Source organism: Pseudarthrobacter siccitolerans, from assembly GCF_001046895.1.
Lineage (GTDB): Bacteria > Actinomycetota > Actinomycetes > Actinomycetales > Micrococcaceae > Arthrobacter > Arthrobacter siccitolerans.
This window is the reverse complement of sequence record NZ_CAQI01000034.1, coordinates 1-24,253: the sequence shown is the minus strand read 5'-3', so window position 1 is coordinate 24,253 and position 24,253 is coordinate 1. Positions and strand designations below refer to the sequence as shown.

Here is a 24,253-nt window from a genome sequence, read left to right as displayed (position 1 = left end):
CCAAACCGTGGCAGGGAGCCAGTACCGGCCGGTGAAAATCCGGTTCAGTCGCCCAACGATGCGCGGACGGCCCTTGGAGGAACAATGTCGCACATCCTGTTATTGACGAACAGCACCGGTTCTTCGGTGGACATCCTGCCTGCCTTGGAACTGCTGAACCACAGGGTGCACATCCTCCCCGCCGAGCCGACGGCCCTGCTGGAGACCGATCCCTGCGACATCGTGCTGCTCGACGCACGCAAGGACCTCGTGGGCGCCCGGTCCCTCACGCAGCTCCTCAAGGCCACCGGCTTGAGCGCACCCCTGGTGCTGATCCTGACTGAAGGCGGCATGGCCGCCGTTTCCTCGGCCTGGGCCGTTGACGACATCGTGCTCGAGTCAGCAGGCCCCGCCGAGGTGGAGGCCCGCATCCGGCTCTCCGTCGCCCGGGCAGTCCCCGAGCAGGAGGATGCTCCCTCCGAAATCCGGGCTGCCGGCGTCATCATCGACGAAGCGAGCTATACGGCCCGGGTGAACGGCGCGCCCCTGAACCTGACCTTCAAGGAATTCGAGCTCCTGAAGTACCTTGCGCAGCACCCGGGACGGGTGTTCACGCGGCAGCAGCTTCTCACCGAGGTGTGGGGCTACGACTACTACGGCGGCACGCGCACCGTGGACGTCCACGTCCGGCGCCTGCGGGCCAAGCTGGGCGCCGACCATGAAAACCTCATCAGCACTGTGCGTAACGTCGGTTACCGACTCACCCTGGTCCGGCAGCAGGAAGACGAGCTGACCGAAGCCTGAGCCGGCTCCGCTGCGGGCCGTATCCGGCCTTCCCGTATAGCCTTGCCTCATGACTCCAGCGCACCCTGAGAAGTGGCCCGTCCATGCAGTCCAAGGCGGGGTCGACGAGCAGCTCCTGAAGGACTGCCGCGACCTTCTGGCCGCGGCCGAAGAGTCGGACGGAAACCCGTCCATCTCCGAGCAGACGCTGATCAGCATGCGTGCCGGGGATACCACCGGCCACCAGCTGCTGACCCTCGCCCTGTACGCCCCGGACGAGGACTCCGATCCTTCCTCCGGCCAGGACCTTGCCGGGTTCGCGGCGGTGGTGGAAGAGCCTGATGGTACCGGCGTCCTGGAAATCGCGGTGCACCCCAGTTACCGCAACCAGGGCGTGGCGGACCGCCTGGTGGGCGCCCTTCAGGACCGCCGGGGGTTTACCGGATTGATGGCCTGGTCCCACGGCAACCATGAGGCGGCCGCTGACCTTGCCGCCCGCTACGGCTACGTGCCTGTACGTGAGCTGTGGAAGATGCGGATGACGACGGCGGCGGCTGACCTTCCCGACGTCGTCCTTCCGGACGGGGTAGCCATCCGGGCGTTTGTGCCGGGGCAGGATGAGGACGCCTGGCTGGCGGCCAACCGCGCCGCCTTCGCCCACCACCCGGAGCAGGGCAGCCTTACCCGCGCGGACCTGGACGCCCGCATGGCCGAACCCTGGTTTGACCCTGCAGGCTTCCTCCTGGCAGTCGCTGGGGACGGCCGGCTGCTGGGATATCACTGGACCAAGGTCCACCCCCGCCACGGCGCCCACCCCGCCATCGGGGAGATCTACGTGGTGGGCGTAACCCCGGAAGCGCAGGGATCAGGCTTGGGCAAGGCACTGACCGTGGCGGGCATCAAACACCTGCAGGCGCTGGGGCTGCACGCCGTCATGCTGTACGTGGACGCCGATAACGCACCGGCGGTTGCCCTCTACCGGCGCCTGGGCTTTTCCCGCTGGGACATGGACGTGATGTACGGCCCGGCAGCGGGTTAGTCCAGTCACCTGACGCATGGGGTCCCGGGGGCTAAATCAAGGGCCGCCGCCCACTGAATGCTTGTAAGGTTGAAACAGAACCGCGCCGGCCGGAAACGGCAGCATCAAGCGCCAGGTAAAGGAGATGCCATGAACCCGGAACCTTCCGGAGCAGCCACGTCCCAAGAGGCTCCAGTCCCGGTGCGCGCGCGCTTCGGCTCCTCGGAGGTTCCGGCGTCGCGGGCCACACAGGACCGGATAGATATTCCGGACTTCGCGCCCAACCTTGAGCCCGAAGGGGATATCCGGCCGGACCGTTTCCTTGACCGTGAACTGAGCTGGCTCAGCTTCAACTCCCGGGTCCTGGAGCTCGCCGAGGACCCCACCCTGCACCTGCTGGAACGCGTCAGCTTCCTGTCCATCTTTGCGTCCAACCTGGACGAGTTCTTTATGGTCCGCGTGGCAGGCCTGAAGCGGCGCATCGCCACGGGACTGGCCGTCCCCTCCCCCGCCGGGCTGAGCCCGGTGGAGGTGCTGGAAAAAATCGGCGAGGAAGCGCACCGGCTCCAGCAGCGCCACGCCCAGGTCTTCGCGGACCAGATCCGCCCGGCCCTGGCCTATGAGCACATCCACCTCATGCACTGGGATGAACTCGATGACGCCGCCAAGCAGCAGCTCAGCCAAATGTTCGCCGAAAAGGTGTTCCCCATCCTGACGCCCCTGGCGGTGGACCCGGCGCACCCGTTCCCCTACATTTCCGGCCTTTCACTGAACCTGGCCGTGGTGGTCCGGAACCCGGTGAGCGACAAAGAGCTCTTCGCCCGCGTCAAGGTCCCGGACCAGCTGCCGCGGCTCATCTCCATTGACGGCCCGCGTGCCGGTGCGGTGGCCGGCCGGGTGGCCCGCTTCATCGCGCTGGAGGAAGTCATCGCCGTCCACCTGGACAAGCTGTTCGCCGGCATGGAAGTCCTGGAGCACCACACCTTCCGGGTGACCCGGAACGAGGACGTGGAGGTTGAAGAGGACGACGCCGAGAACCTGCTGCAGGCGCTGGAGAAGGAACTCCTGCGCCGCCGCTTCGGCCCTCCGGTACGCCTTGAGGTCACCAACGACATCAACCCCAACATCCGGGCGCTGCTGATCCGCGAACTGGGGGTCGAGGAATCAGAGGTCTACTCGGTCCCCGCGCCGCTGGACCTTCGCGGCCTGTCGGTCATTGCGGGCATTGACCGTGCGGACCTGCACTACCCCAAGCATGTGCCGCACACGTCCCGGTATCTCAACGAGTCCGAGACGTCCAAGGCGGCGAACGTTTTCGCGGCCATGCGCCGCCGGGACATCCTGCTCCACCACCCGTACGACTCGTTCTCCACCTCCGTGCAGGCGTTCCTGGAACAGGCGGCAGCGGACCCCAAGGTGCAGGCCATCAAACAGACCCTGTACCGCACCTCGGGCGACTCGCCCATTGTGGACGCCCTGATCGATGCGGCCGAGGCCGGCAAGCAGGTCCTTGCCCTTGTGGAGATCAAGGCCCGGTTTGATGAACAGGCGAACATCTCCTGGGCCCGCAAGCTGGAGCAGGCCGGCGTGCATGTGGTGTACGGCATCGTGGGCCTGAAAACGCACTGCAAGCTCTCGCTGGTAGTGCGCCAGGAAGTGGACGGGCTGCGCCGTTACTGCCACATCGGGACCGGCAACTACCACCCCCGGACTGCCCGTTACTACGAGGACCTCGGCCTCCTCACCGCCAACGACCAGGTGGGCGAGGACCTGTCCAAGCTGTTCAACCAGCTCTCAGGCTATGCACCCAAGTCAACGTTCAAGCGCCTCCTGGTGGCCCCGCGTTCGGTACGCTCCGGCCTGATCGACAGGATTGAGACGGAGATCCGCAACGCCCGGGCCGGGCTCCCGGGCCGGGTCCAGATCAAGGTCAACTCCATGGTGGACGAGGCCATCATCGACTCGCTGTACCGGGCGTCGCAGGCGGGCGTGAAAGTGGACGTGGTGGTGCGCGGCATCTGCTCGCTGCGCCCGGGTGTGCCGGGGCTCAGCGACAACATCACCGTCCGCTCCGTCCTGGGCCGGTTCCTGGAGCACTCCCGCGTGTTTGCCTTCGCCAACGGCGGGGACCCGGTAGTGTACATCGGCTCGGCGGACATGATGCACCGCAACCTGGACCGCAGGGTGGAGGCCCTGGTGCAGCTGGCCAGTGCCGACGACATCCAGTATGTCCTGGACCTGATGGCCAGGTACATGGCGCCCGAGACCGCCAGCTGGCACCTGGACAACGAGGGCAGGTGGTCGCGCCATCACCTGGCGGACGACGGCCGTCCGCTTGAGGATGTGCAGTCCTTCCTGCTGGCATCACGGCCACGGCAACGCAGCCTGAGCCGACGGTAAGGGCCGCGGTTTTGTCCAGCGACGCACTCGTAGCAGACCAGACAGACCACCCAGGCGAACCGGTAGCCGTCACGGCTGCCGGCGCGCTGCCCTGGCGTCTGAACAAGGACCAGCTTGAGGTCCTGCTGATCCACCGGCCCCGCTATGACGACTGGTCCTGGCCCAAGGGAAAGATTGACGACGGCGAAACCATCCCTGAGTGCGCCGTCCGCGAGGTGTCGGAGGAAATTGGGCTGACCGGCGCGCTGGGCATTCCGTTGCCCCCGATCCACTACCACGTGGCTTCAGGCCTGAAGGTGGTGTACTACTGGGCCGTCAGGGTCAACGGTGACAAGTTGGTGCCCGACGGCAAGGAAGTGGACAGCGTGATGTGGTGCGCCCCCGACAAGGCCGCCCGGCTGCTGTCCAACCCGTCCGACGTAGCGCCCCTGGAATACCTGCAGGACGCCCATGACCGCGGCGAACTGAACACCTGGCCGCTCCTGGTGCTCCGCCATGCCAAGGCGAAGCCCCGCTCGTCCTGGTCCAAGGCCGAAGGGGAACGGCCGCTCGCGGCCACGGGAACCCGCCAGGCGAAGGCTGTGGGCCGGCTGCTTCAGGCGTGGAAACCGCCCCGGGTGGTCACCAGCCCGTGGCTCCGGTGCGTTGCCACGGTGGCACCCTACGCGAAGGCCGCCGGGGCCAAGGTAAAACTCTCGGAAGCCCTGACCGAACACCGGCATGAGCGGAATCCGAAGAAGACCGCGGCAGTGGTTGAGGGGCTGTTTGATAAGCAGCGGCCGGTGGTTGTGTGCACCCACCGCCCGGCGCTGCCCACTGTATTCGGGCAGCTGGCCCAGCACATGCCCCGGCACCTGGCCGCACTCCTGCCGGCGGAGGAGCCATACCTGTCCCCCGGCGAACTCGTGGTGTGCCATGTGGCCCCGGGCGCGAAAAACAGGATCGTGGCCGTGGAGCAGTTCAAGCCCTTCGACGACTAGCGCTGCCTGGGCTGTTCCCTGGATCATCCAAAGTAGACTTGTGGCGTGAGCATCCCAACGCCTTATGAAGACCTCCTGCGCGAAGTCCTGGCTTCCGGCACGCACAAATCGGACCGGACCGGGACCGGAACAACCAGCGTTTTCGGGCGCCAAATGCGTTTTGACCTCTCGAAAAGCTTCCCGCTGATCACTACCAAGCGGGTCCACTTCAAGTCCGTGGCGGTGGAGCTTTTGTGGTTCCTGCGGGGCGAGACGAACATCAAGTGGATGCAGGACCAGGGCGTCACCATCTGGAACGAATGGGCCGACGCCGACGGCGACCTCGGCCCTGTTTACGGTGTCCAGTGGCGCAGCTGGCCCACCCCCGACGGCGGGCACATCGACCAGATCGCGGAGCTGGTGGAGAACCTGAAGTCCAACCCGGATTCCCGCCGCCACATTGTTTCTGCCTGGAACGTATCCGAACTGCACGACATGGCCCTGCCACCCTGCCACGCGTTCTTCCAGTTCTACGTGGCGGACGGCAAACTGTCCTGCCAGCTGTACCAGCGCTCCGCGGACATGTTCCTGGGTGTTCCATTCAACATCGCCTCCTATGCGCTGCTCACCTGCATGGTTGCCCAGCAGGTTGGGCTGGAGCCGGGTGAATTCGTCTGGACCGGCGGAGACGTGCACATTTACGAGAACCACATGGACCAGGTCCTCAAGCAACTGGAGCGGGAGCCGTACGAATACCCGCAGCTGAAGATCAACCGTAAGCCGGCTTCGATTTTCGACTACACGCTGGAGGACTTCGAAGTGGTGGGCTACCAGCACCACCCCACGATCAAGGCTCCGATCGCAGTATGAGCACGGAGAACTCCACCGATCCGCAATCCTTTACCGAAGAGCTGGCCGCCTCGGTGACCGGTGTGGGCCTGGTATGGGCGCAGACGCCCGACGGCGTCATCGGCAAGGACGGCGACATGCCCTGGCACCTGCCTGAAGACCTGAAACACTTCAACCGCCTCACCATGGGCCACCCGGTGGTGATGGGCCGCAAGACGTGGCTTTCCTTCCCGGACAAGTTCCGTCCGCTGCCCGGCCGCACCAACATCGTGATCACCCGGCAGAAAAGCTGGGCCGACACGCCCGAGGCGGAGGGCGCCGTCGTGGTTCCTTCACTTGATGACGCGCTGCTTGAGTCCCAGTTCGTCGACGGCGGCGAAACCGTCTGGATTTTGGGCGGCGGGGAGATTTTCCGCCAGTCCACCGAACTCGCGAACGTCGCGGTGGTCACCACCATCGACGTCGAGGCCGACGGCGACACTTTCGCCCCCGAGCTCGGCACCGGGTGGGAGGCTTCCGCCTCCGTCCCGCCGGACGGCTGGCTGACGGCCGCCAACGGCACACGCTACCGATTCACCAAATGGTCACGGACTGAGGGCTAGGAATGTTAAAGAAACCCGAAACCCTCTTTGTGCTGGGCTACATGCTGCTCCCCCTGCTGGCGCTGCTGTCCGCAATCGTAGGATTCACCATGATCCTGGGCGGCAACAAGATCGCCGGGGCCATCGTGCTGGTGGTGGTGACGCAGGTCTTCGCCTTCGGCGCCTTCTTCGCGCTGCGGGCGCGCAAGGCAGCGGTGCTGGAGGATTCCGAGCGCAGTTAGGACCTTGTGCCGCGCATGGGGAGGACACCCCATCGCGGCCGCTGCAGGTTGCCAGTAGGCTGAGCTGGGTTCAGCTTGAAAGACGGCTGGTCGATTATCGGGGGGATTGCCGGTGGCAGGAAATTTGTGGGGCGCGGACGTTGCCGAGTTGCGGACGCTGGCGAAGCAGTTCGGTAAGACGGCCGATCAGCTGCTGCAGCAGTCCACGCAGCTGACAAGCCATATCAACAGCACAACGTCGTGGAAGGGCCAGGACGCCGTGGCGTTCCGCTCCGAATGGAACGGCAGCCACCGGGCGATGCTCCAGCAGGCTGCCTTTGCGCTGCAGCAGGAGTCGAAAAAGCTCCTGGAGAACGCGAACCAGCAGGAAAAGGCGAGTAACGCCGGCACGGGTTCCGGTGGAACCGGCCCCGGCGTAGAGGCAGGCCCCGGAGGGCATGGCCCCGTCCCCGGACAGGGCAGCAATAACCCCTGGGGCCCGGACTGGCTTGCCGATCCTGACTCCCCATTCCGCGATGGCTGGGACATCTACGGCCTCACCAAGGCGTTCCCCAACCTGCGCGCTGGCCTTTTCGACCTCGGTGCCATGCTGCATAAATCCCGTATCGGCGACTTCCTGGATCCCGCGGCCTGGCGGGCTTTCCAGAACTCCAATGAGTTCAGCAAATTCTTCAACCTGTCCAACAACCTGTTTGAAGGCAAATTCCATGAAGTGCTGAACCTCGCCGAGGGGTCCAACGCATTCAAGTACATTGACGGCTTCAGCAAGGGCCTGGGAGTTCTGGGCGTAGGCCTGGACACCCTGGACGCATTCAACAATTTCCAGGAGGGGGACTACGGCTCGGCTGCCTACTCCACCACCAAGGCGCTGCTCGGTGCCGGTTCGTTCCTGCCCCCGCCCGCTGGTACGGCCTGCATGGTGGCCAGCGGCGCACTGGCCCTCTACGACAACGTCCCCGTTATCCACGATTCCGTGAACTACGTCGGGGATAAGATCGCCGATGGAGCGGAAGCCGTTGGCGGCGCCATCAGCGACGGAGTCGACGCCGTCGGTGACTTTTTTGGCTTCTGAGAACTGAGGAGAACAACCAGTGACTGAAACAACGACAGCCCCGTCCTCGACGTCCGGCCAGGGTTACCCGGATGCGATCGGTTTCGGCTTCGCCGAACTCCTGGTGCTCCTGAACTTGAAGCGCGGCCCGGCGTCGGAGGCCTCGGCCGCAGCGCTTCGGCTTCAGGATGAACTGGACGACGCATCCCTGCTCTCCGCCGGTGCTTCCTCCCTGGTGGCCCGGGGCGCCGCCGCGGTTGGACCGGGCGGTGAACTTTCAGTCGCCGGCCCGGTCGCTGCCGTCACCCATGCCCTGACCGAGGCAACCAAGCGGGTCCAGGTGAATCTCCTGACGGCGGACTCAGTGGACAATGTCCTCTCCATAGAATCTGCCGAGTACCGGATTCTGCTGCAGCCCCGCGCCTACCTCAGCTGGTTTGCGATGGCCCAGCGCCCCGATTCCACGCCGGCGGAAGCCAACTTCTTCATTGTGCGCAAGCACCTCGAAGACAATCCGACCGGCGGGGCCACCATCCGGTTGCTGCAGGACGGTGCCACGAAGCAACTTCTGGTCAAGCGCAGCGGCCAGGGCTGGGCAGTGGGGCATGGCGTCGTCGACGCCCCGTCCGAACCGATCCAGGAACTCACTGGCCTGACTGACGGCCAGGTCCTGGACCACATCCGATCGATCCGACAGGACTAGCGTGCAAAACGGCTTTCCAGGCAACACCCCGGGCAGCAGCCCCACACCGGATGACCAGGTCCGGGCCTACCACGACCAGGCGCTGGCACGCGGTGACAAACGTATCCTCTTTCGCACCGTGGACGGCAGGCTGCACAGCTATGCCAAGGATGAGCTCGGTGTGGTTACCGCGAGCTCCCACCCACAGGTGCGGTCCGCCGTCGGATTCCTCGTGTTGGCTGCCTTCTTCGCTGCTTTGACGGTGTTCTCCATCCTGCTGGTGGCGGGGCCGACCAGCCGGGGCCAGGATCCCTTGTGGGGCGCCTTGATCCTGACGGTAGCCGGAGCGTGCGGCGTGCTGTATGCCGTCCGCATGGCGGGTATAGCGTCCAAAGCCAAGCGCCTGCGCGCCGAGCGTGGGATCCCCGAGCCCACCGCACGCCAGTTCGACAGGTAGGACAGCCCGCACACGCGGCGTGGTCGGTTGAGCCGAACCTGTGGGGCGCGTGACGTAACCGACTGCGCCGTGCCGGTTCCGAAGTCTAAACTATACGAATGACTACAGCAGCTACCCCTTCCGTCGGCCTGGTCGGATGGCGCGGCATGGTCGGTTCCGTCCTCATGCAGCGCATGCAGGACGAGGGTGACTTCGCCAACATCAACCCGGTGTTCTTCTCCACCTCCAACGCGGGAGGTGCCGCGCCGTCGCTTGCTGGTACAGCACAAGGCAGCGCCGGCAAGCTCGAAAACGCGTTCGACCTCGACACACTGGCCAAGCTGCCCATTATCGTCACCGCGCAGGGCGGCGATTACACCAAGCAGGTCCACGGCGATCTGCGCAGCCGGGGCTGGGACGGCCTCTGGATCGACGCCGCCTCCACCCTCCGCATGAACGACGACTCGATCATTGTCCTGGACCCCATCAACCGCGATGTCATCGATAAGGGCCTGGTCAACGGCACCAAGGACTTCATCGGCGGCAACTGCACCGTGTCCTGCATGCTCATGGGCCTCGGCGGGCTGTTCAAGAACAACCTGGTGGAGTGGGGCACCTCCATGACCTACCAGGCGGCCTCCGGCGGGGGCGCCCGGCACATGCGCGAGCTGCTCAGCCAGTTCGGCACGCTCAATGCCGAGGTCAGCACGGAACTGGACGATCCCGCGTCGGCCATCCTGGACATTGACCGCAAGGTCCTGGCCCACCAGCGCACGGACATCGACGCCACCCAGTTCGGCGTTCCCCTGGCCGGCTCCCTGATCCCCTGGATCGACGCGGACCTGGGCAACGGGCAGTCCAAGGAAGAGTGGAAGGCCGGGGTCGAGACCAACAAGATCCTGGGCACCTCAGACGAGAACCGCGTCATCATGGACGGCCTCTGCGTCCGCATCGGCGCCATGCGTTCCCACTCCCAGGCACTCACCCTCAAGCTCCGCGAGGACCTCTCCGTCGCCGAGATTGAGAAGCTCCTGGCCGAGGACAACCAGTGGGCCAAGGTGGTTCCCAACACCAAGGAAGCGTCCATGGCGGAACTGACCCCCGTGGCAGCGTCGGGCACCCTGGATATCCCGGTGGGCCGCATCCGCAAGATGGAGATGGGCCCGCAGTACATCAGCGCCTTCACCGTGGGCGACCAGCTCCTCTGGGGCGCCGCCGAGCCGCTGCGCCGCATGCTCAACATCGCCACCGGGAACCTGTAGGCCGGTTCACTGGGAGCGGCCCTGGCCCGCACAACCGTTGCTGCCCAGCACCGGTTATGCGGTCCAGGGCCGCTCTCGTGTCAGGCGGACATTCGTCGGGAGCGCTCCGCCATAAACTGCAGGCGGAGCTCTAACTCTGCGGGCCGGTCAAGGTGCTTCCAGTTCAGCCGGAGGACCAGCCACCCCTCTTCAATCAGCGCATTCTCCCGGTGGCGTTCGGCGAGAAGAACTTGTTCCGTGGGCCGGTAATCCGTGTACTTCCCGGCGCCGTCAAACTCGATGATGATCCTCGCTTCCGGGTCAGCGAAGTCCGCCCGGAACAGCCCGGAAGCAGTTGGAATTTCCCATTGGGGAATGAAGCTGTGGATGCCAAAGGAACGCAGCAACAGCCTGGTTCGGGTCTCACCTGCAGATTCAGACCGTTCATCCAGTGCATCGAGGAGGACTCGGGCCCGCCGGCTCCCCCTTTTCTCAGGTCCCGTGTTCAAAAGCCGCTGGATTTCAGCGAGTTTAGCCCCCTTGCGCAGCGCGTGGTCGCCGATTACAGCTGCCTGTTCGAGCGGCAGGATCCGCGCGCAGTCCAGCACTGTCCTTTCCAGGCTGGTTGCCCTGAAGATTCTTCCGCCGGGGGCCAAGGACGTGATGGTGTCCCTTTCGGGGACCGGAGCCCGGTGCGTCCTGACGTCCCGTCCTGCGCTCGCACGCGAATTCGCGTAGCTGGTGGTGACGTGGATCAGCGGTCCCGCATTCCAGACCTGACACCTATGCAGCCGCGCTGCGCTCACGTGGCTGTACAGCGCAGTCCCGCCGGTGGAGAGGTGGTGGGCATGCACGAGCAGTCCGTCCCGTGTCCACGGCTTCAGCCCATTCCAATACGAGCTCCGGGCGTAGGCGCCACGACGTACTCGAATTACCACTCCCTGCCGCACCGCTGATGTCAGGAGCCGGTCCCCAATACCGGCCTCGTCAAGCTGCGAGGTGGACGCCAGGTGCTTTGACGGCCAGCGGTCCTCTATCAATTGCCGGGTGCTCTCAAGCTTCATGGACCAATACTTCGTCCGCCGACAGTGTGGTGGGAAGCCGCGGGCTGCCGGGTGTGGACAACTTTTGCACGCTGAATGGGCAGCAGCGGCCGTGCCCCGCTCAACCGGTGGTGCCCGGCACCGTTTATGCGGCCCAGGGCCGCTCGTAGGGATTCAGGCCTTAAGGAAGGCCAGGTAGCGTTGGGCTGCACGGGTGAAGGCGGCCTGGGCAGAAGGCCCCAGGGGCCTGCCGTCATCAAAGAGTTCAGGCACGACGCCGGCACCCGCGCCCGTGCCTTCCCGGGCCCAGGTGCCAATCACCTCTCCCCCGGCCACCACGGTTTTCTTGAAGACGCCGTTGCCGCCCGGGACGATCTTGTTGGCGTGCTCCGGCGCCAGGACAAGGCTCCGGTCCGTATAGCCGAGCACAAATTCGTCGAAGCCCGGCAGCAGGAGGACTGAGCGCTGGCCCGGCACACCGGCGTCGAGCAATGATGCGGTCTCCGGCGACAGCCAATAGCTTGTCCCCTCAAACTCCAGCTCCGCCAGCTGGTCCTTGATGTCCTCGAAGGCGGCCCGGACCTCGGTCAGCGGAATCTGCGTCCACCAGGCGAAGTCGCGGAGGGTGGCGGGGCCGTGGCTCCGGAAGTAGCGCAGCGCAAACTCGGCGATGGCCTCGTGGCGCTCCAGCCGGCGGGAGGCCGGGATCCAGCTTTCGAAGTCGACCAGCAGCTGCTGGTTTCCCGCCAGCGGCCCCTGCACCAGCCAGCCGTGCCGGCATAACGTCCCGAGGATGTGGATTCCCCGCTGGCCCTGGGTGGGTTGCCCGGCGGCGTCGAAAACCGCGAAGAGCTCCTGGCGGCTGACCGGCCCGTCCCCGGCGATACGGTCCAGGGCCAGGTCCCGGCACTTCTCGACGTCCGCCCAGGCGATCCCGAGTTCACGGTGCCGGCCCGCGATGCCCTTGGTGAGCCGTTCCGCGGTGAGGTCCAGCATCCAGCGCAGGTCCTCCGGCGCCACCAGGTGCAGCGTTCCGCGCATCGGCCACGACCGCACCACAGCACCGGAATCAAGGGCAGAGCGGACATCAGCCAGACCTGCGGCGGGAACCCTGGCCCCCACGGCCCACATGGCCGCCTGCAGGTCCTGGGCTTGCATGGCCGTCATCCAGCGGACCGTGTCAGCTACGGAATTGTCTGGTCGCCGCGGAACAGCCGGAAGCAGCCGCTGGGACACCAGCCGAAGCCTGCCCAGCGTTCGACGGTCAAGACGGACCCCCACCTTCGCAGCCATGGCCCCATCCTATGGCCGGGACGGGGCTAGAGCTCCAGGCCGATCAGCAGCGGTTCCGGGTGCAGCTCAATGCCAAAGCGCCGTTCGACGCCGGCACGCACCTCACGGGCCACCGCCACCACGTCTGCGGCCCTGGCTGAGCCGCGGTTGGTGATGGCGAGGGTGTGTTTGGTGGACAGGGATGCCCGGCCCCCGCTCACACTGTCCGGCTCCAGTCCAAAACCTTTGCCAAAGCCAGCCTGGTCTATCAGCCAGGCAGCGGAGAGCTTCACCAGCCCGTCCTCGCCGGCAGGATAACGCGGTGCACCCTCCGGCAGGGCCTCGGCCACCTCCGCCGGCACGATCGGGTTGGTGAAGAACGAACCGGTGGAATAGGTGTCCCGGTCCGCCGGATCGAGGACCATGCCCTTGGAAGCCCGGAGCCGAAGGACTTCCCGGCGGACGTCCGTGGCGTAGGCGCGCTTGCCCTGCTCCACACCCAGCGTGCGGGCAAGCTCCGCATAGCGGATGGGAGCACTCATGCGCCCGATGGGCAGCTGGAACTCCACTGTCAGCACCACATAACGGGGTGAGCCGTTGACCGTGGTCTGCTTGAGGATGGAGTCCCGGTAGCCGAACTTCAATTCGGAGTTGGTGAAGGTTTTGACGGCGTTCCGCTCGCGGTCCCAGGTGCGCACGGCGGCGATGGTCTGGGACACGTCGGAACCGTAAGCGCCGACGTTCTGCACCGGGGTTGCCCCGGTGGAGCCAGGGATCCCGGCGAGTGCTTCGATCCCGGACCAGGCGTGGCGGACCGCGTGCTCCACCAGCTTGTCCCAGTTGTGCCCGGCCTGCACCACCACGGCCACCCCGCCGCAGGAGTCCTCGGCGTTGACGGTGAACCCTTCCGAGGCGATCCTGACCACGGTGCCGGGGAACCCGTCGTCGGAAATCAGCAGGTTGGAGCCGCCGCTGATGATCAGCAGCGGCTCACCTGCTGCGTCCGCTGCGCGGACGGCGTCGATGATGTCAGCCTCGGTGGCCGCCTCGATGTAGGTGCCCGCGGGGCCTCCGACGGCGGCCGTGGTGAGCTGGGAAAGCAGGGTGGAAGTCACCACACAACCCTATCGGGAAAGTTGGACGCGCTTCCCGGCTCAGCTGAGCCGGACGACGGCCTGCGCCTTCATCAGAACCTTCTGGCCCGCCGAAACAACGGTGAGGTCGACCCGGGCCGTGTTGGCCTCGGCGTCGAGCTTTCCGATCAGGCCGCTGACCTCGATGGTGGCGCCGGGTTCGTCCGTGCCCGTGGTGTCGGTGACCAGGACTGGTTTGGTGAAGCGGGTCTGGAAGTCCACGACGGCGGCAGGGTCACCGGCCCAGTCGGTGACCAGCTGCACGGCGGAACCCATGGTGAACATGCCGTGCGCGATCACGCCGGGAAGTTCCACACCGGTGGCGAAGGCCTCGTTCCAGTGGATGGGGTTGAAGTCGCCGGATGCACCGGCGTACTTGACCAGGTCGGTGCGGGTGACCGCAACGGTGCGGCTGCCGATCTCCTGGCCGGGGCTGAGTTCGTGGATGCTGAGGCTCATGGCTACTGTCCCTCTCCGCGGACCAGGATGGATGACGTGGTGGTGGTGACCGGCTCGCGGGAGTCACCGGCGCCGAGGGCGAAGATTTCGGAGCGGGTGGTGATCATCGCTCCCCCGCCCATGGCCCGGACACCGTCCACGTGCAGTTCAGCCACCAGCCGGTCGCCGGCGAAAATGGGGCGGTGATGGATGAAGCGCTGGTCGGCGTGGACCACGCGCGAGAAGTCGATCCCGGCCTCCGGGTCCTCGATGAGCTGGGCGTCGGCGCGCTGGGCAATGATGATGGCGAACGTCGGCGGGGCAACAAGATCGGCGTGGCCAAGGCCCTTCGCGGCGTCCACATCGAAATGCGCAGGGTGCGTGGCTTTTACGGCGCGGGCGAACTCGCGGATCTTCTCGCGGCCAACGTCGTACACCTCTGCGGCAGGGTAGCTACGGCCCTGCAGGTCCGGATTGATAGTCATGGGCTCCAGCCTATCGTCAGCCTGTTGGGCGGCAGAAAAGGAGTGCGGCCCGAGTTGTTACCGGCGGAGGTTCTTCCGGATGGCCTGGCCGCGGACCACGATTCCCGCGATGTGCAGGACCAGGCCCAGACCGATCAGCGGCAGGGACGCCATGGCCAGGCCCTGGTTGCCGCTGGTGTTGCCGATCAGGTTCAGGATGATGCCGACGGCGATCAGTCCCATGGCGCTGAAAACCAGGACTTTGTAGCGGGTTGGCGCGGTGGCCCAGAATTCGTTCAGCACCTTGCCAGTCTACCGGGCTTCAGAACAGCGCTTCCTGGACCGCGGGAACCTCAGAGGAGTGCCTGCCCAGTTCGATGGTGCGGCCCTTGAGCCGGCCCAGGTCCAGCACGAACTCCAGGTCAGAGTTGTCCAGGGTGGCCAGCACGAAGCTGCCGCAGACGGACCGGATGGTGAAGCCGTGGGCGCCCGAGTCCAAGGCGTGCGGGTAGGCGTGCCGGGCAGTTCCTGAGCACAGCCGCCCGGCAAGCCGCGGCCTGGTCCAGGTCTCATGCACAACCTCAAAGCCGTCTTCATCCGCCCCGGGCAGAAGCCGGCGCGCGTCGTCGGCCAGGGCGGCGTTGCGGGAATGGAGCTGGTCCGCGGGTGCCGGCGCAGCCAGGGCTGCAGCCTTCGCCGCCGAGCGCACCTGCTGCGGCAGCCCGCCGTCGCGCGTCACCAGGTCCTCAAGGATCCGCACCACGCGGCCGTCGGCAGCGCGGGCGATGTAACTGGCGGCCACGGCGCCCTGTTCGGCGAGCCGCTGCCACTTGCGAAGATCGGATGCCGTTCCCACCTTGCTGGCCCCGCTGGCGAACGTGGCGACGTACAGCCAGTGCGGCTGCATCAGGTAGCTGCGCAGCCCGGGCGGGACGCCGCCGCGGCGGTGGAAGTCGTGCATGAGCCGGAAGTCGTCCGCCACAAAGCACCGATGTGGTCGCGGCGGCCGGGGCCGTGCACCCGGTGGTGCCCCAGGCAGGACTTCCCTTCGGCGGCGAGCCGGAAGCCCAGCCGGGTGCCGTCGTCGAGCGCTGTTTCGGTGAAGGTGCCGTCCGGGGACTGCAGCCGCAGGACGGGAGCGGCTGCAGGACCATCGGGAGACTTATGCTGCGCAGGCCAAAAGACCCCGTGGACCAGATAGGACGTATCGGTCACGGGGTCTCCTGAAGCAAAATCTGCGGGTGCTACAGCGCGGGCTGCACTCCAAAGGCTACCGCGAGCTTCATGATCTTTTCGGCGCGGCCCAGGCGGGGCAGGTCGGATCCGTCGCGGATGACCCGGCCGTTGGCTTCGAAGTCCGCCATGAAGTCAGTGGCCCAGGCGACGTCGGACGGCGTGGGGCTGATGACCTCGTTGATGACGGGGGTCTGGTCGATGGCCAGGCAGAGCTTGCCGGTCATGCCCATCATCACGGTGATGCCGGTCTGCTCACGCAGGATGGGGTGGTTGGTACCCACGGTGGGGCCGTCGATGGGGCCGGGCAGGTTGCCCACCCGGCTGGCGACCACGAGCTTGGCGCGCGGGTAGGCCATCGCTTCGGCGGTGGCGGCCATGCCGGTATCGCGGCGGAAGTCGCCGGAGCCGAAGGCGAGGCGGAACGCACCCTGGGCCTTGGCGATGTGGTTGGCTTCCTCGATGCCGACGGCGGATTCCACCAGCGGGATGACGGGGGTTTTGCCGTCCATGCGGTGGAAGGATTCGGTGACCTGGTCAGCGGACTCGGTCTTGGCGAGCATGACGCCGAGCAGGCCCGGTGTGCCGCGCAGGCCCGCGAGGTCGTCCGCCCAGAAGGGGCTGGTGGCGTCGTTGATGCGGACCCAGGCCTTGCCGCCTCCGGTCAGCCAGTCGATCACGTTGTTCCGCGCCTGGCCCTTCTGCGACGGGTCCACGGCATCTTCAATATCCAGGATGATCGAGTCGGCGCGGGACACTGCCGACTGGTCGAACAACTCCTGCTTCATGGCATTCACGAGGAGCCAGGAGCGGGCGATCTCTGCTGGGATATTGCGTTCCGGCCTTATGGTCTCGGTGGCGATGGTAGACGTCATGTATCTACCGTATCTTTCTTGGAAGCAGCACGAGGCAGAAAACGGCCAGCTCGCGAGGATCAATACGAACTAAACGCGATATGACTGTTGCCTCTGCGGATGCAGGGAGCAGCAAGTGCCGTGCGGGACGCATCACGGCACTTGCTGCCGCCCGGTTGGGAGGTCAGGGGATGTTGCTGCCCCGGGCAGTGACCCAGAGTTTGTACCAGTCCGCCCGGCTCATGGTTGCGGCCACGCGTGCAGCATCTGCACAGGCCCGGATGCGGCCGGGGTTAACCGTCCCGATCACCGGTGCAATGCCCGCCGGGTGCTTCATCAGCCAGCCCAACAGGACGGACTCCCCCGAGCTGCCGTACTCCCCCGCCAGTTGCGCCACCAGTTCAGCGGTGGCACCCTCTGCGGACGTTGCGCTGTCCGGGTCCGCGCCCGTATAAAGGCCCCGGGCGAGCGAGCCGTAGGCCTGCAGGGTGATGCCGTTCCGGACGCAGTACTCCAGGGTGCCGTGCGGGAAACTGTAGTCCAGGTGCTCGGCGTGGTTCACCAGCACCTGGCTTTCCAGCCAGGCCCGCTTCAGCAGGCTCATCTCCAGCTGGTTGGCCACCACCGGAGTTTCCAGCCGGTCCTGCAGCGCCTCGATCTGCGCCCCGGACATGTTGGACACGCCCAGCTGGCGGACCTTGCCTTCCGCCATCAGCTGTCCGACGGCGGCAGCCACCTCCACCGGGTCCGCCAGGGGGTCCGGGCGGTGCAGCAGGAGGATGTCCACGTAGTCCGTCCGCAGCCGCTTCAGGCTTTCGTTGACCCGTTCCAGGATGGCCTCCCGGCTGAGGTCATAGTGCGTCTGCAGGCCGTGTTCATTCAGCCTGATGCCGCACTTGGTCTGCAGCCGGATCCGGTCCCGGAGACCGGGCGTAGCAGCCAGCACCTCGCCGAACACGGCCTCGGACTTGCCGCTGCGGTAGATGTCCGCATGGTCAAACAGCGTGATCCCGGCATCCAGGGCAGCCTCTACGGCGGCAGCGGCTTGCTCCACATGCTCACCGGAATGCGGTTCGTCGGACCAGCTGCCGCCCAGGCCCATGCACCCGTAGATGAGTTCCTGCATCAGGCGTGCCGCCGTTCGCGGCTTGGCGAGCCTTTGCGGCGTGGCGGCATCAGCGCAGCCATGCCGTGGTGTTGGCGGGCAATTTGCCGTCTTCAAGCGGCGCACTGCTGACCAGGACCTCGCCGGCGGGAAGGTCGACGGCGGTGTCCCCGAAGTTGGTCACGGACTGCCAGCCGTTGGGCCGGCGGAAGTGCAGGACCTCCGGGCTGCCGTTCTCCACCCATTCCAGCTCTTCACCGGTCTGCAGTTCGCGGCGGAGCTTGAGGGCCTTGCGGTAGAGCTCCAGGGTGGAGCCCTGGGTTCCGTCCTGCGCCTCGACTGCATACTTGCTGAACCAGTCGGGCTGGGGCAGGTGCGCGCCGCCATCGCCAAAGCCGAAGGAGGTTCCCTCAACGTTCCAGGGCAGCGGGACACGGCAGCCGTCGCGGCCGATCTCCACCCCCTTGTTGCGGAAGAAGGAGGGATCCTGGCGCTCGGACTCGGGAATCTCGGCGACCTCCTGGAGGCCCAGTTCCTCACCCTGGTACAGGTAGGCCGAGCCCGGCACGGCAAGCATCAGCAGGGTGGCTGCGCGGGCGCGGCGTTCGCCGAGCTCCACGTCCAGCTCCTCCTTGGGGCCGCCGGCGAGCAGCCAGTCCTTGCCGTCCTGGCCCTTGGTGCCGGCTTTGCCCTTGGAAACCTGGGGCAGTCCGTAGCGGGTGGCGTGGCGGACCACGTCGTGGTTGGAGAAGACCCAGGTGGAGGAGGCGCCGGTGGCGGCGGCCTCGGCGAGGTTGCGGGTGATGATCTCCTTGTACTCGGCAGCGTCGAAGTCGGCCTGCAGGAGGTCGAAGTTGAAGGCCTGGCCAAGCCCCTGCGGGCTGGCGTAGCGGGCCCGGCGGGTGGCGTGGACCCACGCTTCGGCGACGGCGGTCCGCGGCGGGTTGTACTCGTTGAACACCTCGCGCCATTCGGCGTAGATCTCGTGGACTTCGTCGCGGTCCCAGAAGGGGTGGGAACCGTCGTCGAAGCCGTCCACACCGGTGTTGGCCGCGCTCAGTTCCAGCTTGGACAGCAGCGGTTCGGTAAGGTCCTTGGTGAGCGCGTGGGCCACGTCCACGCGGAAGCCGTCAACGCCGCGGTCAGACCAGAAGCGCAGCGTCTTGAGGAAGTCCTCGCGGATTTCCCGGTTGGACCAGTTCAGGTCCGGCTGCTCCTTGGCGAAGATGTGCATGTACCACTGGCCGGGGGTGCCGTCCGGTTCCGTGATGCGCTCCCAGGCCGGACCGCCGAACACGGAGTCCCAGTCCGACGGCGGGAACTCGCCGTTGGGGCCTTTGCCGTCGCGGAAGATGTAACGGTCCCGGGCGGGTGAGCCCTTGGGCGAGGCGAGCGCTTCCTGGAACCACTGGTGCCGGTTCGAGGAGTGGTTGGGCACGATGTCCGCGATCAGCTTGATGCCGGCTTCGTGGAGCGCCTTGGCCATCTGATCGAAGTCCGCCAGGGTTCCCAGCTTGGGGTCCACATCGCGGTAGTCGTCCACGTCGTAGCCGCCGTCAGCGAGCGCCGAGGGGTAGAACGGGCTCAGCCAGACGGCGTCGATCCCCAGCGACTTCAGGTACGGAACCTTGGCGGTGATGCCCCGGAGGTCGCCGATGCCGTCACCGTTGGAGTCGGCGAAGCTGCGTGGATAGATCTGGTAGACGGCGGCCTGGCGCCACCAGTTCGGATCGGCCAAACGGTCGGAATCGGACAGGGTTGCCAAGGTGGCAGTGGTGGACAAGGGGTGATCCTTTTCTTCTTGTCGGCGTATATTTATTTTGAATCTAAATTTACTTCCTCAAGTATTATCTGGTGCAGTCCGCGGAAAGGTCAACAGCATGCCCGAAGTGCCTCTTGCCACTCCCAGCCTCCTCAGGCGGGTCAGTGCGGGCGCCGTGCTGGAATTCATGCGGCTCTCGGCTGCGGTGACGGTCACGGAGGTTATGGAAGCGACCGGCCTGACCCGGGCAACTGCCATCGCGGTGTGCGAGGACCTGAAGGACCGGCGGTGGATCCGGGAGCTGGAAAACCAGCGGGCTTTTGGTGATTACCAGAAGGGCCGCCCGGCCCGGAGGTTTGAACTCAACGCACGGGCCGGCGTGGTCCTTGGCCTGGACATCGGCTACTTCAAGGTCACGGTGGTGGTCTCGGACCTGCGCGGTGACACCCTGGCGAAATCCAGCCTTCCCTTTGATGTCGCCGACCTGACAGCGGAGCAGCGCATCAGGTTCATCGACGAACTGGCCATGACCGCACTGGAGGAGGCCGCTGCCCGGCCGGACCAGGTCCTTGCTGCCTGCGCCGGCGTTGCCGCTCCCGTGGACCGGCGGGGTGACGTGCTCGCAACGCAGGAATTCTGGGGCCTGTTCGACATCGACCTGCGCGCGTCCTTGAAGGAGCTGCGCGGCTGGACGGTGCTGCTGGAAAACGACGCGAACCTCGCGGCGCTCGGGGACCGTTGGCTGGGCGCTGCTGCGGGCGTGGACGATGTGGTGGTCATCCTTGCCAGTGAGCGGCTCGGTTCCGGCGTCATCGACGGCGGGCGGCTGCTGCACGGCAGCCGGGGCAGCGCCGGCGAGCTTGCCTTCCTGGACCTGGTCCAAGGGGTGGGCGACACCTACGGCATTGCCCATCTCGCCCGGACCTGGGCGGCGGAGGCCGTTGCCCGGGATGCCGAGACATCCCTGCGTGCCCTGGCCGGCACGGGTGCCGAGGCGGAGGATGTCTTCGCCGCGGCAGCTGAGGGGGATGCCGTGGCGCAGGACATCCTGGCACGGCTGGCGGACCGGATGGCGCGGGTGATCGGAACTGTTGCCACCATGTACAACCCGGAGCTTGTGGTCATTGGCGGTGCCGTGGCCAACTCCGCGGGGGTGCTTCTGGAACCGATCACGGCCCGCCTGCCGGACTACACGGCAACTCCCCCGCGGATTGCCGTCTCCCCCCTTGGTGATGCGATGGTGACGGTGGGCGCAGTCCGCGCGGCACTGGACTATGTGGAGAAAAACTCCCTGGACCTGGAACTGGCCCCGCTTCCGTAGTCCGGGCTACGGCTCCAAGGCTGCGGCGATGGGCAGGGTTCCGTCACAAAATTCGATGGTCCTGCCGGCCGTCTCCGGAAGGTCAAGGACGGCGGCGGCAACGCTGGCGGCATTGCTCCGCGAGGTTTCGGTTCCGCCCTCCCGGGAGGGATTGACGTCGATCCGGCCGGTTCCCGGCTTGTCCGTCAAGGCTCCTGGGCCGAGGATGGTCCAGGCAAGGCCAGTCCCCCGCAGGTATTCGTCAGCCGCTGCTTTGGCCTCGGCGTAGGCAAAGAAGCCATGGTCCGACGGCACCCCGTGATCCTTGCGGGCGCCCAGGTAGGAGACCATCACGTAGCGGCTGACTGCTGCCTGGGCTGCTGCGTCCATGGAGCGGATGGCCGCCTCCCGGTCCACCGCGTACGTCCGGTCCGGGTTTCCGCCGCCCGCGCCCGCAGACCACACCACGGCGTCGTGGCCCTGCAGCGCCCCGGCGATGGCCGCCGTCGTCGAATTCTCTACGTCAAGGACCGACGGCGTGGCGCCGGTTTCCGCGACATCGGCGGCATGGTCCGGGTTGCGGATGAACGAGGTGACGGCGTGGCCTTCCGCCGTGAGCAGGGCGGACAGGTGGAGGGCCACTTTTCCGTGGCCGCCGATGATTGCGATTCGGGTCATGGCCCCATTCTGCCCCTTATGCAAGGCAGCGGTAGCGGAGGTACACCACGCCGTTGCTGAAGCGGCGCTCGTCAAGGAGAACAAGACGCAGGCCCAGTCCGTCGGGCAGGAACCGCAGGCCGCCTCCTACCGCCACCGGGTTAAGGAAGATCCGGCATTCGTCCACGAGCCCGGCACGGAGCGCAGCCGCCGCCAGGGTGGCCCCGCCGATGCCGATGCTGCTCTCCGTGCCGGCCTTCAACTCCCGCACGGCTTCGGGGTTGAAGCTCCGTTCCACCCGGGTCCGTGCGGTGGCGGCGGCGGTGAGCGAGGAGGAGTAGACAACTTTGTCTGCCCCTCGCCAGATCCGGGCGAAGTCCTGGATGACCGGCGGATCGTCGGCCCCGCCCATCGTTTCCCACACTGACATGACCTCGTACATCCGCCGCCCGAAAAGGTACGTGCCGGCGTCGCGCTCCAGGTCGTTCACGAAGGCGTGGACCTCTTCGTCCGGCGCGCTCCAGTCGAAGTTGCCCTGGCTGTCTGCGAGGTAGCCGTCCAAGGAAGTGATGCCGGTGTAGATGAGATGGCCCATCGGCCCATTCTGCCCGTGCGGGTGGGTTTGCGTAAGGGCAGGACTTCCCTACGCCGCGTCCGGCCGGCCCCCACCGCCGGCGGGCTGCCGGTCCCGGACGAAGAACTGCTGGGCCATGGTCCAGATATTGGTCACCGTCCAGTAGACCAGGACGCCGATGGGAAACAGGATCCCGCCCAGGCCGAACACCAGCGGCAGGCTGTAGAGCAGGATCTTTTGCTGCCGCATAAAGGGCGCTTCCGGGGCGCCGGAGGTCGCGGTCCGCGCGAGGATCAGCTTTTGCGTGACGAACTGCGCCGCGGTCATGGCAAGGATCATCAGGACCGTCAGCACAACGACCGCAGTCTGGTTGCCGCCGCCGTGCAGCACTGCTGCGGTGAGCGGGGCGCCGAAGATGCCGGACTGGTCGAACTGCACCACCTGGTCGCGGCTCATGGCACCGATCCCCTGGTCCTGGCGGGCCAGTGCGCTGATGCCGGACAGGACCTGGAACAGGGCAAGGAAGAACGGCACCTGGATCAGCATGGGCAGGCACGCCGAAAAGGGGTTGGTGCCGTGCTTTTTGTACAATTCCATCTGCTCCTGGGCCATCGCCTGGCGGGAGGCGGCGTCACTTTTGCCCTGGTATTTTTTCTGCAGCTTCATCAGGTCCGGCTGCAGGAGCCGCATCCGGCGCTGGGCCTTCACCTGCTGCAGGAACACGGGAATCAGGGCGGCGCGGATGACCAGTACTAGCCCGATGATGGACAGCGTCCACGTCCAGCCGCTTGCGGCCGGCATACCGGCCCCGCTGAGCCCGTCATGGAAACCAACCATGATCGCGGACACAAGCCACCTGAACGGAACCATGATTTCGTCAAGAAAGCCCATACGTTTCCCCATCCGTCAGTTGCCGCAAAGCTACGGCCAAACGGGGTGCTTGTCACGCCGGGACAGGAACGGGGGCCGGCAGAGTTTTGCCGGCCCCCGTTGGGTGGCCTCCGGTTGGATCCGGCGGCCCAGTCTTGTTGTGGTTACTGCTTCACAAGTGCGTTGCCATAGCCGGCATCGCATTTGCCGTCGTGGATGACTCCTGCCCCCGGGGCCACAACGTAGTTGCTGGCCGGGTTGAAGACGGCGGTGTTGACGTTGGTCACCCTGCTGGCGCATTCGTTGGCGCCGGAGGCACTCATGCTCTGGCCGCCGATCCACATGTCGATCCAGATGGTGGAGTTGGTTCCGTTGGCGTTCACGCCCTGGTGGCAGGGTCCACCCTGGGGCTCATCGCCGTCGCCGCAGGTGTCCTCGACGATGAAGTAGCGGCGGACGTCCGGAAGGTAGATCTTCGTGCCGGCGGGGAAGTCGAGCACGTCCTCTCCGGTAGCGAGGGAGTGGCCCACGGCAATGGTGATGGGGTCGTCAAAGGTGCCCGTGCCGCCGGCAGTCTGGTGCAGGACAGGGTGGCTGATCGCCGCCGAGCCTGCCGGGGTGTTGTCGTACCAGGTGTAGGCCGTGGTGTACGTGGTGGTGACGATCTGCTCGTTCGTCGCCTGCGGCAGGACGGGCGCGGGGGCCGGAGCAGCGGCCTTCGGCGCCGGAGCCACTGCAGCGGCGGCGATGTTGGCGGGAAGGGCAGCGGGCGCCGGGCTGGCGGGCGCCGCCTGTGCAGCAGCGTCAGCCTTTGCCTTCTCGGCGGCGGCCTTCTCGGCGGCAGCGGCTGCCGCAGCCTTTTCAGCCGCGGCAGCAGCTTCAGCTTTCTTGGCTTCGGCGGCCTTGACAGCCCTCTCGGCGGCGGCGCGCTGGGAGGCGCCTACCTCGGCGGATGAGGTGTCGTTGGCGCTGGCTTCAATGCCGGCAAGGGCCGAGTCCGAAGATTGTGCGGATGAGTTTGGGGAGCCGGTCACGGCGCCACACGCCGAGGTGGCGAGTAGAACCGAGAGCATGCCGGCAGCCAGCAGACTATTTCTGCGCATGGAAAACTAAGCCTCTTCATGGGAGTGCGGAACGGGGCAGCGACGCGGAGGTCACCCACCCGGAATGGTCACGGTCTGCGGAAACGCAAGGCGCGAGGCCTGGGACTTATCACACGAACGTGCATTCAGAATGCCCCCCACGGCGTGTGCGCCAACCAGTGACCTAAACGTTACATTAGGGCCGTGGAACTGGCCAATCGATGACGCCGGCTCCCCAGGCATCC

General features: G+C 66.2%; 25 protein-coding genes and 1 pseudogene. 12 read left to right on the top strand and 14 right to left on the bottom strand.

The features are described 5' to 3' along the window. Positions 1–84: 84 nt before the first annotated feature. From ARTSIC4J27_RS05815 to asd, 11 genes are all read left to right on the top strand, one after another. On the top strand, positions 85–783 hold the full coding sequence (locus tag ARTSIC4J27_RS05815) for a winged helix-turn-helix transcriptional regulator (protein ID WP_050054281.1): 699 nt from the start codon (positions 85–87) through the stop codon (positions 781–783). A gap of 49 nt (positions 784–832) precedes the next feature. Beyond that, on the top strand, positions 833–1,801 hold the full coding sequence (mshD, locus tag ARTSIC4J27_RS05810; protein WP_050054280.1) for a mycothiol synthase: 969 nt from the start codon (positions 833–835) through the stop codon (positions 1,799–1,801). A 129-nt stretch (positions 1,802–1,930) separates the two neighbouring features. After that, positions 1,931–4,180 (top strand): RNA degradosome polyphosphate kinase, encoded by a 2,250-nt coding sequence (locus ARTSIC4J27_RS05805; protein WP_050054279.1) that lies wholly within the window; start codon positions 1,931–1,933, stop codon positions 4,178–4,180. Between the two features lie 11 nt (positions 4,181–4,191). Beyond that, on the top strand, positions 4,192–5,160 hold the full coding sequence (locus ARTSIC4J27_RS05800) for an NUDIX hydrolase (RefSeq protein ID WP_050054278.1): 969 nt from the start codon (positions 4,192–4,194) through the stop codon (positions 5,158–5,160). Between the two features lie 45 nt (positions 5,161–5,205). Further along, on the top strand, positions 5,206–6,009 hold the full coding sequence (locus ARTSIC4J27_RS05795) for a thymidylate synthase (RefSeq protein WP_050054277.1): 804 nt from the start codon (positions 5,206–5,208) through the stop codon (positions 6,007–6,009). Beyond that, entirely contained in the window at positions 6,006–6,590 is a 585-nt protein-coding gene (locus ARTSIC4J27_RS05790; protein ID WP_050054276.1) for a dihydrofolate reductase, read from the top strand. The genes ARTSIC4J27_RS05795 and ARTSIC4J27_RS05790 overlap by 4 nt, the downstream gene beginning before the upstream one ends. A gap of 2 nt (positions 6,591–6,592) precedes the next feature. Then, entirely contained in the window at positions 6,593–6,811 is a 219-nt protein-coding gene (locus ARTSIC4J27_RS05785; RefSeq protein WP_050054275.1) for an NF038396 family protein, read from the top strand. Between the two features lie 112 nt (positions 6,812–6,923). Beyond that, positions 6,924–7,883, top strand: coding sequence for a WXG100 family type VII secretion target (locus ARTSIC4J27_RS05780; protein ID WP_235436569.1), 960 nt, complete (start codon positions 6,924–6,926; stop codon positions 7,881–7,883). Between the two features lie 19 nt (positions 7,884–7,902). Beyond that, positions 7,903–8,565, top strand: coding sequence for a hypothetical protein (locus ARTSIC4J27_RS05775; protein ID WP_050054273.1), 663 nt, complete (start codon positions 7,903–7,905; stop codon positions 8,563–8,565). 1 nt (position 8,566) lies between these two features. Beyond that, positions 8,567–9,001, top strand: a complete 435-nt coding sequence (locus ARTSIC4J27_RS05770) for a hypothetical protein (RefSeq protein ID WP_050054272.1) — start codon at positions 8,567–8,569, stop codon at positions 8,999–9,001. A gap of 98 nt (positions 9,002–9,099) precedes the next feature. Next, positions 9,100–10,242 (top strand): aspartate-semialdehyde dehydrogenase, encoded by a 1,143-nt coding sequence (gene asd / locus ARTSIC4J27_RS05765; RefSeq protein WP_050054271.1) that lies wholly within the window; start codon positions 9,100–9,102, stop codon positions 10,240–10,242. A gap of 80 nt (positions 10,243–10,322) precedes the next feature. On the opposite strand, the gene ARTSIC4J27_RS05760 is transcribed toward asd, so the two are convergent. The 10 genes and pseudogenes from ARTSIC4J27_RS05760 to ARTSIC4J27_RS05715 all read right to left on the bottom strand — a co-directional run bounded on the left by ARTSIC4J27_RS05760 (position 10,323) and on the right by ARTSIC4J27_RS05715 (position 19,546). After that, positions 10,323–11,285, bottom strand: coding sequence for a type IV toxin-antitoxin system AbiEi family antitoxin domain-containing protein (locus ARTSIC4J27_RS05760; RefSeq protein ID WP_050054270.1), 963 nt, complete (start codon positions 11,283–11,285; stop codon positions 10,323–10,325). 153 nt (positions 11,286–11,438) lie between these two features. Then, positions 11,439–12,557 (bottom strand): winged helix DNA-binding domain-containing protein, encoded by a 1,119-nt coding sequence (locus ARTSIC4J27_RS05755; protein ID WP_050054269.1) that lies wholly within the window; start codon positions 12,555–12,557, stop codon positions 11,439–11,441. Positions 12,558–12,583: 26 nt separating this feature from the next. Further along, complete coding sequence (locus ARTSIC4J27_RS05750) at positions 12,584–13,651, bottom strand: UDP-N-acetylmuramate dehydrogenase (protein ID WP_050054268.1); 1,068 nt, start codon at positions 13,649–13,651, stop codon at positions 12,584–12,586. Positions 13,652–13,690: 39 nt separating this feature from the next. After that, positions 13,691–14,128 carry a MaoC family dehydratase gene (locus tag ARTSIC4J27_RS05745; protein ID WP_050054267.1) on the bottom strand — a complete coding sequence of 146 codons (438 nt, stop codon included), beginning with the start codon at positions 14,126–14,128 and terminating at the stop codon, positions 13,691–13,693. Between the two features lie 2 nt (positions 14,129–14,130). Next, a complete protein-coding gene (locus ARTSIC4J27_RS05740; RefSeq protein ID WP_050054266.1) occupies positions 14,131–14,592 on the bottom strand; it encodes an FAS1-like dehydratase domain-containing protein in 462 nt (153 codons plus the stop codon). A gap of 57 nt (positions 14,593–14,649) precedes the next feature. Then, positions 14,650–14,874 carry a DUF3188 domain-containing protein gene (locus ARTSIC4J27_RS05735; protein ID WP_050054265.1) on the bottom strand — a complete coding sequence of 75 codons (225 nt, stop codon included), beginning with the start codon at positions 14,872–14,874 and terminating at the stop codon, positions 14,650–14,652. Between the two features lie 19 nt (positions 14,875–14,893). After that, positions 14,894–15,786: pseudogene (locus tag ARTSIC4J27_RS05730) on the bottom strand (DUF2797 domain-containing protein). Between the two features lie 29 nt (positions 15,787–15,815). Then, the gene (locus ARTSIC4J27_RS05725; protein ID WP_050054264.1) at positions 15,816–16,679 is read right to left on the bottom strand and encodes an HpcH/HpaI aldolase/citrate lyase family protein; all 864 of its coding nucleotides are present in this window, start codon (positions 16,677–16,679) and stop codon (positions 15,816–15,818) included. 163 nt (positions 16,680–16,842) lie between these two features. Continuing rightward, a complete protein-coding gene (locus ARTSIC4J27_RS05720) occupies positions 16,843–17,784 on the bottom strand; it encodes an aldo/keto reductase (protein ID WP_050054263.1) in 942 nt (313 codons plus the stop codon). A 49-nt stretch (positions 17,785–17,833) separates the two neighbouring features. Beyond that, a complete protein-coding gene (locus tag ARTSIC4J27_RS05715) occupies positions 17,834–19,546 on the bottom strand; it encodes a glycoside hydrolase family 13 protein (RefSeq protein ID WP_050054262.1) in 1,713 nt (570 codons plus the stop codon). A gap of 97 nt (positions 19,547–19,643) precedes the next feature. Between ARTSIC4J27_RS05715 and ARTSIC4J27_RS05710 the strand changes: the two genes are divergently transcribed. Then, positions 19,644–20,846, top strand: coding sequence for an ROK family protein (locus ARTSIC4J27_RS05710; RefSeq protein WP_050054261.1), 1,203 nt, complete (start codon positions 19,644–19,646; stop codon positions 20,844–20,846). Positions 20,847–20,852: 6 nt separating this feature from the next. On the opposite strand, the gene ARTSIC4J27_RS05705 is transcribed toward ARTSIC4J27_RS05710, so the two are convergent. The 4 genes from ARTSIC4J27_RS05705 to ARTSIC4J27_RS05690 all read right to left on the bottom strand — a co-directional run bounded on the left by ARTSIC4J27_RS05705 (position 20,853) and on the right by ARTSIC4J27_RS05690 (position 24,029). Beyond that, complete coding sequence (locus tag ARTSIC4J27_RS05705; RefSeq protein ID WP_050054260.1) at positions 20,853–21,503, bottom strand: NAD(P)H-binding protein; 651 nt, start codon at positions 21,501–21,503, stop codon at positions 20,853–20,855. A 16-nt stretch (positions 21,504–21,519) separates the two neighbouring features. Then, positions 21,520–22,077, bottom strand: coding sequence for a dihydrofolate reductase family protein (locus ARTSIC4J27_RS05700; protein WP_050054259.1), 558 nt, complete (start codon positions 22,075–22,077; stop codon positions 21,520–21,522). A 48-nt stretch (positions 22,078–22,125) separates the two neighbouring features. Further along, a complete protein-coding gene (gene yidC, locus ARTSIC4J27_RS05695; protein WP_083435345.1) occupies positions 22,126–22,947 on the bottom strand; it encodes a membrane protein insertase YidC in 822 nt (273 codons plus the stop codon). 143 nt (positions 22,948–23,090) lie between these two features. After that, the gene (locus tag ARTSIC4J27_RS05690) at positions 23,091–24,029 is read right to left on the bottom strand and encodes a hypothetical protein (protein WP_152683793.1); all 939 of its coding nucleotides are present in this window, start codon (positions 24,027–24,029) and stop codon (positions 23,091–23,093) included. Positions 24,030–24,253: the final 224 nt, after the last annotated feature.

Bases quoted from the DNA above. Each gene is read 5' to 3' on its own strand.
- ARTSIC4J27_RS05815 (WP_050054281.1), top strand. From the start codon at position 85: ATGTCGCACATCCTGTTATTGACGAACAGCACCGGTTCTTCGGTGGAC.
- mshD (WP_050054280.1), top strand. From the start codon at position 833: ATGACTCCAGCGCACCCTGAGAAGTGGCCCGTCCATGCAGTCCAAGGC.
- ARTSIC4J27_RS05805 (WP_050054279.1), top strand. From the start codon at position 1,931: ATGAACCCGGAACCTTCCGGAGCAGCCACGTCCCAAGAGGCTCCAGTC.
- ARTSIC4J27_RS05790 (WP_050054276.1), top strand. From the start codon at position 6,006: ATGAGCACGGAGAACTCCACCGATCCGCAATCCTTTACCGAAGAGCTG.
- ARTSIC4J27_RS05785 (WP_050054275.1), top strand. From the start codon at position 6,593: ATGTTAAAGAAACCCGAAACCCTCTTTGTGCTGGGCTACATGCTGCTC.
- asd (WP_050054271.1), top strand. From the start codon at position 9,100: ATGACTACAGCAGCTACCCCTTCCGTCGGCCTGGTCGGATGGCGCGGC.
- ARTSIC4J27_RS05760 (WP_050054270.1), bottom strand. From the start codon at position 11,285: ATGAAGCTTGAGAGCACCCGGCAATTGATAGAGGACCGCTGGCCGTCA.
- ARTSIC4J27_RS05755 (WP_050054269.1), bottom strand. From the start codon at position 12,557: ATGGCTGCGAAGGTGGGGGTCCGTCTTGACCGTCGAACGCTGGGCAGG.
- ARTSIC4J27_RS05745 (WP_050054267.1), bottom strand. From the start codon at position 14,128: ATGAGCCTCAGCATCCACGAACTCAGCCCCGGCCAGGAGATCGGCAGC.
- ARTSIC4J27_RS05740 (WP_050054266.1), bottom strand. From the start codon at position 14,592: ATGACTATCAATCCGGACCTGCAGGGCCGTAGCTACCCTGCCGCAGAG.
- ARTSIC4J27_RS05725 (WP_050054264.1), bottom strand. From the start codon at position 16,679: ATGACGTCTACCATCGCCACCGAGACCATAAGGCCGGAACGCAATATC.
- ARTSIC4J27_RS05720 (WP_050054263.1), bottom strand. From the start codon at position 17,784: ATGCAGGAACTCATCTACGGGTGCATGGGCCTGGGCGGCAGCTGGTCC.
- ARTSIC4J27_RS05710 (WP_050054261.1), top strand. From the start codon at position 19,644: ATGCCCGAAGTGCCTCTTGCCACTCCCAGCCTCCTCAGGCGGGTCAGT.
- ARTSIC4J27_RS05705 (WP_050054260.1), bottom strand. From the start codon at position 21,503: ATGACCCGAATCGCAATCATCGGCGGCCACGGAAAAGTGGCCCTCCAC.
- ARTSIC4J27_RS05700 (WP_050054259.1), bottom strand. From the start codon at position 22,077: ATGGGCCATCTCATCTACACCGGCATCACTTCCTTGGACGGCTACCTC.
- yidC (WP_083435345.1), bottom strand. From the start codon at position 22,947: ATGGGCTTTCTTGACGAAATCATGGTTCCGTTCAGGTGGCTTGTGTCC.
- ARTSIC4J27_RS05690 (WP_152683793.1), bottom strand. From the start codon at position 24,029: ATGCGCAGAAATAGTCTGCTGGCTGCCGGCATGCTCTCGGTTCTACTC.